This is a genomic window from Geotalea uraniireducens (assembly GCF_027943965.1).
Lineage (GTDB): Bacteria > Desulfobacterota > Desulfuromonadia > Geobacterales > Geobacteraceae > Geobacter > Geobacter uraniireducens.
In genome coordinates this window covers 665384-679159 of sequence record NZ_AP027151.1, presented here as the reverse complement: position 1 = coordinate 679159, position 13776 = coordinate 665384, and the positions used below count along the sequence as shown (strand labels likewise).

The window sequence follows — 13776 nt, the reverse complement described above, 5'->3', positions numbered from 1 at the left end:
TATTAAGCCTACATACACCTCGCAAAGGAGACGCTTCATGTCCAACGCAAGCGACAAGCTGATCATCGCCGGCCGGGAATTTAACTCCCGCCTTATGGTCGGGACCGGCAAATATGCAACCAATGAACAGATGGTACAGGCCCTTGAAGCCTCGGGAGCTGAAATAATCACCGTCGCGGTCCGGCGGGTAAATATCTCAGACCGAAGCAAAGAGTCGCTGCTCGATTTCATCGACCTAAAAAAATACACTCTCCTTCCCAACACCGCCGGCTGCTATACCGCTGAAGACGCCATCCGCACCTGCCGGCTTGCCCGTGAAGCGGGGATGTCCGACATGGTCAAGCTGGAGGTCCTCGGCGATGAAAAGACCCTCTTTCCCGACAACGAAGAGCTGTTCAAAGCCGCCAAGGTACTGATCAAAGAGGGCTTCACCGTCCTCCCCTACACCACCGACGACCCGATTGTCTGCAAGAAGCTCGAAGAGATGGGCTGTGCGGCGGTCATGCCGCTTGGCGCCCCCATCGGCAGCGGTCTCGGCATCCGCAACCCCTACAACATCAGGATCATCCTCGACACCGTCAAGGTGCCGGTTATCGTCGATGCCGGGGTTGGGACGGCTTCCGATGCCGCCATCGCCATGGAGCTCGGTTGCGACGGCGTCCTGATGAATACCGGCATTGCCGGAGCGCAGGACCCGATTGCCATGGCCGAAGCAATGAAGCTGGCAGTCCGGGCCGGACGGCTTGCCTACCGGGCCGGGCGGATTCCGAAAAAGCTTTATGCCTCCGCATCGAGCCCAATTGAGGGGATGATTGGCTAGGGTTGGCTTTTCCCTCTATCTGATCACCGACCGGCGGCAGACCAACAGTCGACCGCTTGACGAGGTGATCGAGGCGGCCTTGCGGGGCGGCGTCAAGGCAGTACAGCTGCGGGAAAAGGATCTCTCGCCGCGCGAGCAGCTCGAGCTTGCCCACCGGCTGCGCGAACTGACCTCCCGCTATGGCGCCCGGCTGCTAGTCAACGACCGGCTCGACATCGCCCTGGCGGTGGAAGCCGACGGCGTTCACCTGGGAGAGGCCGGCATCGATCCGGCTACCGCCCGACGACTGATCGGCCCCGAGCGACTGATCGGCGTTTCCTGCCACAGCGTAGCCGGGGCGCTGGCAGCCCAGCAGGGAGGGGCCGACTTTATCACCTTCGGACCGGTCTTCGCCACCCCGTCTAAAGCCCGCTACGGGGAGCCAGTCGGCGTAAAACCGTTGTCGGAAGCGAAACGGCAGCTACGGATTCCCATCTTCGCCCTCGGCGGCATCTGCCGGAATTCAGTGCCGGAAGTTCTGGCTGCCGGAGCTGACGGTATCGCCATGATCTCCGCCATCATTGCCGCGGATAACCCGCGGGAAGAGGCAGCAGCCTTCCTCGATCTGCTGCCATCCCCAGCGGGAAACGAGTAACCCATGCCCGAGTCGTACATTAACAAGGATCTTCGCTTCAACTCCTACGGCACTTACCTGCGCCGCCGTTTCGGCTACCGGGTCAGCAAGGTCAACGTCGATGGCGGCTTCACCTGCCCCAACCGTGACGGCACGCGAGGGGACGGCGGCTGTGTCTATTGCGACAATAGCTCCTTCTCGCCGAATAGCACGCTAGCCCGGATACCGATCGAAATCCAGATGCTGGAAGGAATGGCCTACCATCGCCGCCGGCTCGGCAGCGAAAAATTCATCATCTACTTCCAGAAATACACCAACACCTACGGACCTGTAAGCAAGCTCCGGGACCTGTATCACCGGGCGCTTTCACACCCGGACGTCCTAGGAATTTCCGTCGGTACGCGGCCCGATTCCCTTTCCGATGAATGCCTCGAATTGCTGACCGAGCTGGCAACCCGCCACTACGTTTGCGTTGAACTCGGTCTACAATCGATGGACGACGCCATCCTGAACCGGATCAACCGGGGCCATACCCTGGCCGAATACCTGCAGGCCGTCCACCGGCTCAGCGGCAGAGGCATCGAACTCTGCACCCATCTGATCTACGGGTTTCCCGGTGAAACCCGCCGGGGATTTCTCAGGACCGCCGACCTGCTCGCCACGTTGCCGATCAATTCGGTCAAACTGCACCAGCTGCACGCCGTCAAAGGCACCAGGCTTGCCGAAATGTACCGGCAGGGAGAATTCGTCCCCGTATCCCATCAGGAATACCTGGCAACCGTCTGCGACTTCCTCGAAATCCTCCCGCCGCAGATCGCCGTCCAGCGGCTGTACGGCTCGGCACCGCTTGCCATCCGGGTTGCGCCGAACTGGGATTTCAAAAACAACCAGATGTGGTACACGGTCGTCAACGAACTGAAACGGCGGGGGACTTGGCAAGGGTGCCGGCTGGCCGGAAGCAGCAGCCGAGTCGGCAATCTGTAAGTTCCCCATTCAGGATTAAGGAGGAATATCATGAGTACCGCCAAGCTCGCCGGCACCGGCCAGGAATACCGCATCGGCAAGATTCTCTGCATCGGTCGCAACTATGCCGAACATATCAAAGAACTCGGCAACGAGACCCCAGCGGCACCGGTCATTTTCACCAAGCCGGCGACGGCAGTCATCGGCGACGGTCAAGAGATCGTCATCCCCCCCTATTCCCACGATTGCCACCACGAGGCGGAGCTGGCGCTGCTCATCGGTCGCCAGGGCAAGGATATCCCCCGCGAGGAAGCCGCCAGTTATATTGCCGGCTATGGGGTAGCCATCGATCTGACCTTACGTGACGTGCAAGGGGAACTGAAGAAAAAGGGGCTCCCCTGGGATATTGCCAAAGGGTTCGATACTGCCTGTCCCCTATCCGATTTCGTTCCTGCCGAACAGGTTGCCGACCCGCAACGCTTGCAGATTCGCCTGAGCGTCAATGGCGAACTCCGCCAGGATGGCTCGACGGCCCTGATGATTCATCAGGTTGCCGACATCATCAGTTATATGTCGGGGATTTTTACCCTCGAGCCAGGCGACATCATCTTGACCGGCACCCCTGCCGGAGTCGGCCCACTCGTTTCCGGCGACATCGTCAGCACGGAAATTCCCGGCGTCGTCGCACTCCGGGTCAGCGTAAAATAATGCAAACATTTATATCATTGACTCTTTTCCGGCAGACGCGGTATCGTAGAAGTACGTTTTCTATCAAGCAGGAGGAATGTCCATGAAAACCGAAAAAGCATGCCCCGACTGCCAGGGGATGATGATTCTGCTCCCTGGCTGAGGGGGCCTCTTCTGGCGGTGCCAGAAGTGTGGAAAACGGGCGCCTTTCGGAGAGGGTGACCTGAGCAGTTGCGACTGCAGCAACTAAGCGGAAAGGGGAATGGGATCATTCCCCTTTTTCGTACCATCTCCGCCGTTACCTTTCTCGATCCGTTTGTCGCCGGCATCGGCACATGATAGAATTGAGCGCGACAACCTGTCCGGAGGAGAGCACCATGCCGATTGCCGTTTTCGATGCTATCAGGGGGAATCTCCAGACGCTGCTCGGCGGAGCGCGGGTCAGCCTCGTACGCCAGGAGGGGGGAGAAGAACTGCCAGAGGGCTCGCTCCGGCAGGAAATGGTAATTGACGACATCTCCTATCTCTTTACCGCCTGCCGGCCGGCCGTTTCATTCACAAAGACCGAAGAGATCTTCTGCGGCGAGCTGCTGGCCGCATTTTCCGCGCTGTTCAGCGGCTTCCGGCATGCGGAGTACGCCGCCCATTTCCGCACGGCGCTCCTGGCGTCGCTGACGGACATTTCCGTTGCCCGTTTTCTACGCGGCGACCATCGGAAGGCCTTCTGGCCAATTCAGCAGCTGATCCAGCTATTGAAAAACCTTTCCTACCAACGGTACGAAGGAAAACCGGCAACGACCGGCTTCCTCATCCACCGGACCAAGCTTCCCGACCTGCGTCGCCGGGTCCAGGGCCAGAAATGTCGTTGGTTCGAGCTCCATCCACACCAGCCCATTGCGGCCGACTTTTTCGACACCCCCCTGACGTACCGTTTTGTCGACGGAACGAACTCGCTGTTCGTCGGCAACATCCAGATGCAGATCACCGGGGTGATCAAAGTTGACCCTTTTACAGGACTCAACGAAGTGGACCGCTTGACCCACCAAGGTTTGTTCCGCCTGCTCAATTACGCCGGTTCGGGGGCATTTGCCATTAAAGTCAACGAGGCCTCGGAGATTGAAGTGATCATCAGTCCCGATAAATTGCTGGTCCGCCGGCGCGGCCAGTGGGAGATTTTCGATCCCGACATCTTTCGGACATTCCTCGCCGGCAGTTTTCCCGAAGACGCGACTGAAGACCTGATCTGGACGCTCTACGCCCTGTCGAAAACCAGACACGGCACGGTAGTTTTGATTCACGAAGGACGAACCAGGGACCTGGCGGCCCTCAAGCGGGGTTCGGTCGGCGGCGACGACCCGTTGGGGCGAATGCTGATGGGCCGTGTTCAGGGGAAGCACCTCTGCCTGCTCAAACAGTCCGGGGAGCTGGGCCGATTGCTCTCTTCCGACGGGATGACCGTTTTCAGCAGCCGGGGGAAACTGCTCGAAACTGGCCTGATCATCGACACCTCCCACGCACAGAGTGTCGTCACCGGTGGCGGCAGGACCACCGCGGCCAGTGCCGCCTCATATTTCGGCAAGGTCATCAAGGTGTCCGAAGATGGCCCGATCGAACTTTTCCGGGCCGGAAAGCGGATCTACCGCTTCGGCTGAGAAAACCAGCCCGGCAGGCTATGGACAGGACCACTGTCAGGTGACGGCCGTTCATCCGTCTTCTCGCCCTGCCTCGCCCCGGCATGAACCAATTGAACGTCGTTTTTTCTTTGCTATTTGTTTGTAACCCAGCTTCAGATCGGCTAAAATCCGCGGGATACTCGCTGTGAGTGCACCGCACCTTGAGGGTATGCCCTTTGCATTCGTCACGACGTTTCACCGATTATCCCTTGTCTGACTTCGCTGCTACGACAATCCATTCAAGGAGAAGATAATGGCTAAAAATTTGGGACTGGGTTCGAAACTCATCCGGGTATCCCTGATCATTGGAACCGGCATCGCTGCCATTGGCGGCTTTTGCAGCGCCATGCTCGGCACCGTGATCGGTACCGAGCCAACGGCCCGTGGCTACCTCGGGGTCATAACCGGTGCCCAGTTCCTCAATGCCGCCCTGTTTCTCTTCGTACTCTGGATGCTGGCTTCCAGAAAGCTGGTCACCCGAGTCAATACGCTGGCGAACGCCATGGACCGCGGCGCGGAGGGAGACCTGACCGTCACCATCGAAAGCAGCTCGGAAGATGAGCTGGGACACCTGACCGACAACCTCAACGCCATGTTTGTCCGGCTGGCCGGGGCAGTGAACAAAGTGAAAGGTTCGGTCGACGAGCTGCGCTCCATCGCTGCCACCGTCCAGGATGTGGCCGACAAAGGGGTTGCCACCGCCAGAATCCAGGCACAAGCCGTTCAAGGGACTACCGATGGGATGCGGGATATCGACCGGTCGGTCAACGAAGTGGCCGAGGCGGTGGAAAGTCTTTCCCGTACCGCTTCGGAAAACGCCGCCTCGATTATCCAGATGTCGGCCAGCATTGAAGAGGTGGCCGAGCATATGGAAGCGTTAGCCCGGGCCGTCGAGGATGTAAGTTCGTCAATCGTCCAGATGGCGACGGCGGAAAAGGAGATCGGCCGCAGCGTCGGTACGCTGCGTGGCGACTCGGCCAGGACCGCTTCACTGGTTGCCGACATGGATATTGCCATCAAGCAGATCGAAAAGAGTGCCCTCGAAACCGCCGCCATCTCCGAGGAAGTGTTACGGGATGCCGAACTCGGTCGCGAATCGGTGGAGAGCACGATTTCCGGCATCGACGAAATTCGTCGTTCCTCCCACTCCGTGGCCGAAACCATCGAGACCCTTTCCCACCGGGTAGGAGATATCAATACCATTGTTTCGGTAATTAACGACATTGCCGAACAGACCAAGCTGCTGGCACTCAACGCCTCGATCATTGCTGCCCAGGCAGGGGAACACGGCAAGGGATTCGCGGTGGTAGCCAACGAGATCAAGGAACTGGCCAGGAGAACAACCAGCTCTACCGGCGAAATCGGCACTATCATCATGGGTTTGCGGGAGGAGACCGAGCTGGCGGTCAAGGCGATTCGGCAAGCGGAAAAACGGATCAGTGAAGGCGAGCAGCTCTCCTACCGCTCGGGCGAGGCGCTGCACAAGATCGTCGACGGTGTCAAGATGGCCACCTCCCAGGCGGGCGAAATCGCCCGGACAACCGTCGAACAGGCCCAGGGAAGCGAACATATGCGCCAGGCCATGGAGCGGGTGGCGGAAATGGTCGAGCAAATCGTCAGGGCAACCAACGAACAGGCTAACGGCACCGAGATGATCATGGGCGCCGTCGCCCGAATGAAAGACCTGACCGGCCAGGTGTTCGCCTCGACCCACGAGCAGCGGACTACCAGCACGATCATCGTCAAATCGTCCGAAGGGATCACTACTATGATCTCCAATATCCGTCAAGCCTGCCAGGTGCAAACGGAAAGCAGCACCAAGATCATCCAGGCAGTAGAAAACATGGAGAACACCACCGAAAGCAATCTGGAAACCACCCACATCATGGGCGAGGCAGTCGCCGGGCTGGCCCACCAGACGGACGCACTATCCGCTGCCATGGGCGGCTTCCGGGTCTAGCCTCGCGGCGGACGGCTCAGTCGTCCGCCCGATAGCCGATCCGCACCGCACCCCAATGCCGACCGGCAATACGGATCGGCGTCGACAGGTCGTTCATCACTTCCCCCGTATCCCGCAAATAGGTCTGAAGTAGGAAATTCTCGCTATTGGTGGCACAGCGGATACCGGTGTGATCGTTAAAGATCCGCTTGGTGCGGTTCCGTTCCCGATCAACCGCCGGGTTGCCGGTTAACGGCTGCGAATAACGGAGGTTATGGCTCGGGCAGTAGCCACGTTCGTCGACGCAGATGGCGTAGTAGATCCCGGCATCCTGGCCGATGATCTCTTCCTGGAAAGGCAGGATCAGTTCATCAAACAACCGGTCGAAGGGGGTACTGTATTTTTGCGGATCGGTATTCGGAATCGGTCGGTAATCGCGGCTGAACAGCTGATCAACCGTCAGCCGACGGTCCGCTACCTGCCGTTCCAGGGTTGCCGTCACCCGGGTCCGCAACTCCGTCGCGTACCGTTTGATGGTATCATGGTAATTGCCGACGCTGAACCGGCCAACCGTCGCGTAGATTTTCTCCGCCGTTTCCGACAGCTCCCGAAAAATTCCCGCCGTCTGCTCCATTTTACCGTTCACCACCTCGGCAGTTCCCGAGACATGGTGTATTTTTTCCGATATCTCGGCGGTCGTGGCACTCTGCTCTTCGGTAGCCGTGGCAATCTGACTGATCATATCGTTCGAAGTGGCCGCCAGCTGCATGATCTGGCCGAGACGCTCCAGGGCAACCGCCGATCGGGCCACCCCCTCGTCGACACGATCCTTTTCCCCCGCAACCGCCGACATCACCTCCCGGATCTCCTGCTGGATACTGCCGACCAGGGTGGCAATCTGCCTGGTCGATGCCGCCGTCCGCTCCGACAATACCTTGACCTCGTTGGCAACGACGGCGAAGCCGCGGCCGGCATCCCCGGCCCGAGCCGCTTCGATGGCCGCATTCAGCGCCAGCAGATTGGTCTGGTCGGCAACGTCTTCGATCATGCCGACGATCTCGCCGATCTGATCCGACGATCGTTCCAGCTTACCCATGGTCTCCAGAGTCGCCATAACGCCATGGCGAATCAAGTCCATGCTCTGGGAGGTCTCCTGAACGACGGTCATCCCGCTCCCCGCCGCCTCGTCCACCTGCCCCGACACCTGGGCAGCCTTCTGGGTGGTCGCCGCTACATCGTTCAACGTCGCCGCCATCTGTTCCGACGCCACCGCCATTGAAACAGACAGCTCCTTCTGGCTGGCGGTGGAATTGACCAATTGCTCGGTCTCCTTGATCGTCCGGCAGGCGGCCAGGGCGATATGGCCGGCCTGGTGATAGAGGCTGGACATGATTTCACAGAGTTTGGCGATCAGCAGATTTACCCCTTCCGCCAGTTCGCCGAGTTCATCGTCGCTCCGGACCGGCAAGCGGGAAGTCAGATCCCCTTCGCCATGGGCAATCACCTGGATGCTCTGCGAGATGTCGGCAATATTTCTGACCAGTGTCCGCTTGAAAAAGACATACATTGCCGCCAGTACGATAAAGAAGCAGACAACGCCGACCGCAGCCAGCGCCACGGTCAGCTGCCGAGCGCCGTCATACCCTTCTTCGAGCGAGGTGGTCAGGAGCAGCGCCCCGGTATAGCGGCTCGTCTTGTCATGACACTGGGTGCAACGCTCTTCGTTGGCCATCGGGATAATGAAAGTCAATGCCCGTTTGCCGTCGATGCTCCGCCGCTGTTCAACGGTACGCCCCGTCTTCAGCGCCTCCAGGGCTGCCGGCTCGGCGCTGCCGTTATTGTCGGCGGCAGACTTCCCCTCGGCATTGAAGGTCCGCAGATCGAGGATTCCGCCTTTGCCGCGCCGGTCACCGATGTAACGCGCGACTTCCGACATTTCCCCCTTCATCATCACGTCGCCGATGTCCCGCTCGATAATGGTGGCCAGATCGCGGGTATTCCGCGTCTCAAGGCCGAGGAGCGCCGAATGCTCCAACCAGATGGAGACGCCGCCGAGCAGGGCAAACCCCAAAAACAACGTTATACCGATAATCCCGAGGACCTTTATCGCCAGTTTCCGCCTAGCCATGAAGACATGCCTCCACACGAAGTAAATGCCATGTATGAAGTATCGGCAAATTCAAGCCAGGCTTTAACCGAATTATTCAAAAAATGTTTGATTATCTAGTATTCACACCAGGGGCAATCAGCGGGAAAAACGAGGAGGGAAACGGGACGCGGCATTGCCGGCGTCGACCGCCGAACGCTCTATCAAGGGACGAGAGCGGTGGCTGCTGAAGCAGCCAGGGTGGCCAACTGTTCGCCGGTCAGCCGGAAGACGGTCCAATCGTCCAGCGGTTGCGCTCCCAGGGCACGGTAGAAATCAATCGCCGGACGATTCCAGTCGAGGACCGACCATTCAAGCCTGCCACAACCCCGCTCCACGGCGAGATAGGCAAGCCGGGCCAGCAACGACTTGCCAATACCCCGGCCACGCCACGCCTCCCGGACGAACAGGTCTTCCAGATAGATGCCAGGGCGGCCAAGGAAGGTGGAAAATGACGGAAAAAAGAGAGCAAACGCCACTGGTTCGCCGGCCAGCTCGGCGATCAGAACCTCGGCGGCCGGCCGTTCGCCGAAGAGCCAGTGTCGCAACTGCTCCTCAGTGGCAACCACCGCATGGGCCAAATTCTCGTATGCCGCCAGTTCGCAAATCAGGGCAAGGAGCAGTGCAGCGTCGTCGCCGGTCGCTTCCCGAATGGTTAAATCTGCCGTGCACATAACGCTACCTCCAGGACATCCGCCAAAGCCGCAGTTTTCCCTCCCGCGGCACGCCGCGGACGAGGGAAGACGGGTGGCGCGGCGAATCAGTAATATGCCTCTTCATAGCCGGGTATGCTATCGAGGTAGCCGGGGAGCCGCTCCATGGCAGCTAGGGTTTGGTCGACCTGCTGGATCAGCCGCTGTCGATCCCGGGGATAATTTCCTGCCAGGGAGAGAAAGTTGGAAACGTGATTCGAGCGGAGGATCGTTCTGACCGGATTGAGTGCTGTCAACAGTTCGCGGGCCTCCATAAGCAGCTGGCGACGGGTGCATTGTTCGAGAGAACCGATAAACTGCTCGTTATGCCGCTGGAACAATGTCAGCAAAGAGAAATACTCCGGCGCGACCCGGCTCACCCACGCCGCCGTTGCCCGGGCATGCTCCAGACTCCGCGACCGGCCGGCCAGGCCGAGGATGGCGGTAACCGAGAGCTTCATTCCCGCCTGGCGGGCTTTAAGCGCTTCCCCAGCAAGTTCCCCGGCAGTAAAGCCTTTGCCGATCGCCGCCAGCGTCCGCTCGTCGCCCGATTCGAGACCGAGGTACAGGATCCGCAACTTCTTCTCGCGCAACAGCGCGAGTTGCTCGGGGCCCTTGGTCGTCAGACTGTTCGGCGAGGCATAGGAACCGACCCGGGTCAGGGCAGGAAAATACGCGGCCAGCCGGTCGAGGATCAGGCAGAGTTCGGCGAAGGGATAGACCAGGGCATCGCCGTCAGCAAGGAAAACCCGGTCGACCGTCACGCACCAGCGGGGCGGAAGCCCGGCGAGCTCGGCAAAGATTTCGGCCAGCGGCTTCAACCGGAAGCGCTTCATCTTGTACATGCCGCAGAAGGCGCAACGGTTGTGCGAACAGCCGACGGTGATCTGAAGGATAAGGCTCCGGGCCTCGCTCGGCGGGCGGAAGACCGGTTCAACGTACTGGAGCATAGTGGCACCGCTGCCGCACCCTGCACCGACCGGCCTGCCGGGAACGGCCGACAGCAAAAAAGCCCCGGAAATTCCGGGGCTTTTCATCTTCTTCCGATTAGAGGTCAGATTATTTCCGGACGACGTTGGCCGCCTGAAGTCCTTTGGCCCCTTGCACAATATCGAAGCTTACCGCCTGACCTTCGGCCAGGGATTTGAAGCCGTCCCCTTGGATCGAGGAAAAATGGACGAACACGTCGTCACCGTTGTCCTGCTCGATAAAGCCATACCCCTTGCTGTCATTGAACCATTTCACTACACCGTTTGCCATTACTTCTTTCCTCCTGTGACGCTTTGCCGAGGCAATATGGGGCACAATCGCTGCCCGAAGATCAAAAATGAGAGAAATTGCACGCTATGTAGCACCAATTAGTGAAACGTGTCAAGCCGATATTTTCCTGATAAACGGGAAACGGGGAAGCGGTTTCCCGCTTCCCCGCCCCTTTCAGCGCCTGAGAGATTACCCCTCCAGAGCGGCGTGAGCCGCAGCCAGCCGGGCGATCGGCACCCGGAATGGCGAACAGGAGACATAGTCGAGCCCGATCGAGTGACAGAAGATGACCGACGACGGATCGCCGCCATGCTCACCGCAGATGCCGAGCTTGATGTTCGGCCGGGTGGCCCGCCCCTTTTCTACCGCCATCTTCACCAGCAGGCCGACCCCCTGCTGATCGAGGGAGACGAAGGGATCTTCCTCCAGCAGGCCACTCTCGACGTAGAACGGCAGGAACTTGCCGGCATCATCGCGGGAAAGACCGAAGGTGGTCTGGGTCAGGTCGTTGGTACCAAAGGAGAAGAACTCCGCCTGGGTGGCAATCTCGTCAGCGGTCAGCGCCGCCCGCGGCAGCTCGATCATCGTCCCGATCAGGTAGTCGAGCTTGACGCCGTAGCGCTCGATCACTTCGTCGCAGACCCGGATAGCGTTTTCCCGGAGCCGGGCCAGTTCTGAGACCACGCCGACCAGCGGGATCATGATTTCGGGAACGATCGAAAATCCTTCGTTCTTCGTCAGTTCGCAGGCTGCTTCCATGATCGCCTGGACCTGCATGTCGTAGATTTCCGGGAACGTCAGACCGAGGCGGCAGCCGCGGTGGCCGAGCATCGGGTTGAACTCGTGCAGGTATTCCACCTTGTTCTTGAGGGTTTGTGGCGTCACCCCCATGGTCTTGGCCAGCGCCTCGATATCCTTCTCTTCCTGGGGGAGGAATTCGTGCAGCGGCGGGTCGAGAAGCCGGATGGTGACCGGCAGGTCCTTCATCTCGCGGAAAATGCCAAGGAAGTCCCCTTTCTGCATCGGCAGGATCTTCGCCAGCGCCTTCTTGCGCCCTTCGACGTCGTCGGCCAGGATCATCTCCCGCACGGCGGCAATCCGGTCGGCCTCGAAGAACATATGCTCGGTCCGGCAGAGGCCGATCCCCTCGGCGCCGAATTCCCGGGCCACTTTCGAGTCGTGAGGGGTATCGGCATTGGTCCGGACTTTTAGCTTGCGGTAGCGGTCAACCCACCCCATCAGGGTGCCGAAGTCACCGGTCAGCTGGGGCGGCACGGTCTGCACCTCGCCGAGCATCACCTCGCCGGTGGCGCCGTCAAGGGTGATCACGTCCCCTTTCTTGACCACCTGACCGGTCGCCGCGACGAACTGGTTGGCGGCATAATCGACCTTGATATCGCCGCAGCCGGCAACGCAGCACTTGCCCATGCCGCGGGCAACCACCGCCGCATGGGAGGTCATGCCGCCGCGGGCGGTGAGAATCCCTTGGGCGGCATGCATGCCATGGATATCTTCCGGTGAGGTCTCGATCCGGACCAGGACCACCTTCAGGCCGAGCCGCGCCGCAGCTTCCGCCTCATCGGCAGTAAAGACCACCTCGCCGCTGGCCGCCCCCGGCGAAGCCGGCAACCCCTTGGCGATGATCGTTTTCTTGGCCTTCGGATCGAGTGACGGGTGGAGCAGCTGGTCGAGCTGCGACGGGGAGACTCGCAGCACGGCAGTCTTTTCATCGATCAGCCCCTCGTTCACCATGTCGACGGCGATCTTGATCGCCGCCTTGGCGGTCCGCTTGCCGTTCCGGGTCTGCAGCATGAAGAGTTTCCCCTTCTCGATGGTGAACTCGATATCCTGCATGTCCCGATAATGCTTTTCCAGGATGCCGCGAATCTGCACCAGCTGCTGGTAGCACTCGGGAAGCACCTCTTCCATGGACGGCAGTGTGGAGTCCTTACCGTTGGCCCGATTGATCGGCTGCGGGGTGCGAATACCGGCCACCACGTCCTCGCCCTGGGCGTTGACCAAGTACTCGCCATAGAAATAGTTCTCGCCGGTCGACGGGTCGCGGGTGAAGGCAACACCGGTGGCACAGTCATTCCCCATGTTGCCGAAAACCATCGACTGGACGTTGACCGCCGTCCCCCATTCGGCCGGGATGTTATTCAGCCGACGGTAGGTAATGGCGCGCGGATTCATCCAGGAGCCGAAGACGGCGCCAATCGCGCCCCAGAGCTGCTCCTGGGGATCTTCCGGGAACTCCTTGCCGAGCGACTCCTTGATCTTCGCCTTGAATTTGCCGACCAGTTCCCGCCAGTCGGCGGCCGTCAGGTCGGTGTCGAGGTGAACCTTCTTTTCTTCCTTTTTCTGCTCGAGCAGATGCTCCAGCAGATCCTTGTCCATCCCCATGACGACGTCGGAGTACATCTGGACGAAGCGCCGGTAGGCATCGTAGGCAAAGCGCTCGTCACCGCTCTGGGCAATGATCCCCTGGACGGTGGTATCGTTGAGCCCCAGGTTGAGGATGGTATCCATCATCCCCGGCATGGAGGCGCGAGCGCCGGAACGAACCGAGACGAGCAGCGGGTTCTTGGCGTCGCCGAAGGTCCGGCCCATCAACGCTTCCACCTGCTGCAGGTTCTTTTCCACTTCCCCCCGCAACCCGGCCGGATAGGAACGGTTGTTCTTGTAGAACTCGGTACAGACCTCCGTGGTGATGGTAAAGCCCGGCGGGACCGGCAGGCCGATGCTGGTCATCTCGGCCAGGTTGGCCCCTTTGCCACCCAGAAGGTTCTTCATCTCCGCCTTCCCTTCGGCCTGGCCATTACCGAAGAAATACACGTACTTTGCAGCCATTGCACTCCTCCTCTGTTTTGACGGGCCGTTTCCCGGTCCGCCGTTTATTGATACTCAAACGCGTTCAGCTAGATTAAATATAATTTATCGTTATTCAACGACCATTTAGCGAGAGTAAAACAAGAAAAAAGCC

General features: G+C 59.7%; 11 protein-coding genes. 6 read left to right on the top strand and 5 right to left on the bottom strand.

Annotated elements, in window-relative coordinates:
- Positions 1–37 precede the first annotated feature (37 nt).
- The 6 genes from QMN23_RS03240 (at position 38) to QMN23_RS03215 (ending at position 6716) form a co-directional block, all read left to right on the top strand.
- A complete protein-coding gene (locus QMN23_RS03240; RefSeq protein ID WP_282001740.1) occupies positions 38–820 on the top strand; it encodes a thiazole synthase in 783 nt (260 codons plus the stop codon).
- Complete coding sequence (thiE, locus tag QMN23_RS03235) at positions 813–1454, top strand: thiamine phosphate synthase (protein WP_282001739.1); 642 nt, start codon at positions 813–815, stop codon at positions 1452–1454. The genes QMN23_RS03240 and thiE overlap by 8 nt, the downstream gene beginning before the upstream one ends.
- A gap of 3 nt (positions 1455–1457) precedes the next feature.
- Positions 1458–2417: a TIGR01212 family radical SAM protein gene (locus QMN23_RS03230; RefSeq protein WP_282001737.1), complete on the top strand. Its 960-nt coding sequence runs from the start codon at positions 1458–1460 to the stop codon at positions 2415–2417.
- Positions 2418–2447: 30 nt separating this feature from the next.
- On the top strand, positions 2448–3104 hold the full coding sequence (locus QMN23_RS03225) for a fumarylacetoacetate hydrolase family protein (protein ID WP_282001736.1): 657 nt from the start codon (positions 2448–2450) through the stop codon (positions 3102–3104).
- A gap of 356 nt (positions 3105–3460) precedes the next feature.
- Entirely contained in the window at positions 3461–4735 is a 1275-nt protein-coding gene (locus tag QMN23_RS03220; protein ID WP_282001735.1) for a hypothetical protein, read from the top strand.
- A gap of 274 nt (positions 4736–5009) precedes the next feature.
- Positions 5010–6716, top strand: a complete 1707-nt coding sequence (locus tag QMN23_RS03215) for a methyl-accepting chemotaxis protein (protein ID WP_282001734.1) — start codon at positions 5010–5012, stop codon at positions 6714–6716.
- A gap of 16 nt (positions 6717–6732) precedes the next feature.
- Here the strand turns inward: QMN23_RS03215 and QMN23_RS03210 are convergent, their stop codons facing one another.
- From QMN23_RS03210 to ppdK, 5 genes are all read right to left on the bottom strand, one after another.
- Positions 6733–8823 (bottom strand): methyl-accepting chemotaxis protein, encoded by a 2091-nt coding sequence (locus QMN23_RS03210; protein WP_282001733.1) that lies wholly within the window; start codon positions 8821–8823, stop codon positions 6733–6735.
- Between the two features lie 182 nt (positions 8824–9005).
- On the bottom strand, positions 9006–9515 hold the full coding sequence (locus tag QMN23_RS03205) for a GNAT family N-acetyltransferase (protein WP_282001732.1): 510 nt from the start codon (positions 9513–9515) through the stop codon (positions 9006–9008).
- Positions 9516–9601: 86 nt separating this feature from the next.
- A complete protein-coding gene (locus tag QMN23_RS03200; RefSeq protein ID WP_282001731.1) occupies positions 9602–10483 on the bottom strand; it encodes a B12-binding domain-containing radical SAM protein in 882 nt (293 codons plus the stop codon).
- 109 nt (positions 10484–10592) lie between these two features.
- Positions 10593–10793: a cold-shock protein gene (locus tag QMN23_RS03195; protein ID WP_282001729.1), complete on the bottom strand. Its 201-nt coding sequence runs from the start codon at positions 10791–10793 to the stop codon at positions 10593–10595.
- A 189-nt stretch (positions 10794–10982) separates the two neighbouring features.
- A complete protein-coding gene (ppdK, locus tag QMN23_RS03190; RefSeq protein ID WP_282001727.1) occupies positions 10983–13643 on the bottom strand; it encodes a pyruvate, phosphate dikinase in 2661 nt (886 codons plus the stop codon).
- Between the last annotated feature and the right edge of the window lie 133 nt (positions 13644–13776).

Coding starts and splice junctions, on each gene's coding strand:
- ppdK (WP_282001727.1), bottom strand. CDS start 13,643: ATGGCTGCAAAGTACGTGTATTTCTTCGGTAATGGCCAGGCCGAAGGG.
- QMN23_RS03225 (WP_282001736.1), top strand. CDS start 2,448: ATGAGTACCGCCAAGCTCGCCGGCACCGGCCAGGAATACCGCATCGGC.
- QMN23_RS03200 (WP_282001731.1), bottom strand. CDS start 10,483: ATGCTCCAGTACGTTGAACCGGTCTTCCGCCCGCCGAGCGAGGCCCGG.
- QMN23_RS03215 (WP_282001734.1), top strand. CDS start 5,010: ATGGCTAAAAATTTGGGACTGGGTTCGAAACTCATCCGGGTATCCCTG.
- QMN23_RS03230 (WP_282001737.1), top strand. CDS start 1,458: ATGCCCGAGTCGTACATTAACAAGGATCTTCGCTTCAACTCCTACGGC.
- QMN23_RS03195 (WP_282001729.1), bottom strand. CDS start 10,793: ATGGCAAACGGTGTAGTGAAATGGTTCAATGACAGCAAGGGGTATGGC.
- QMN23_RS03205 (WP_282001732.1), bottom strand. CDS start 9,515: ATGTGCACGGCAGATTTAACCATTCGGGAAGCGACCGGCGACGACGCT.
- QMN23_RS03220 (WP_282001735.1), top strand. CDS start 3,461: ATGCCGATTGCCGTTTTCGATGCTATCAGGGGGAATCTCCAGACGCTG.
- QMN23_RS03210 (WP_282001733.1), bottom strand. CDS start 8,823: ATGGCTAGGCGGAAACTGGCGATAAAGGTCCTCGGGATTATCGGTATA.
- QMN23_RS03240 (WP_282001740.1), top strand. CDS start 38: ATGTCCAACGCAAGCGACAAGCTGATCATCGCCGGCCGGGAATTTAAC.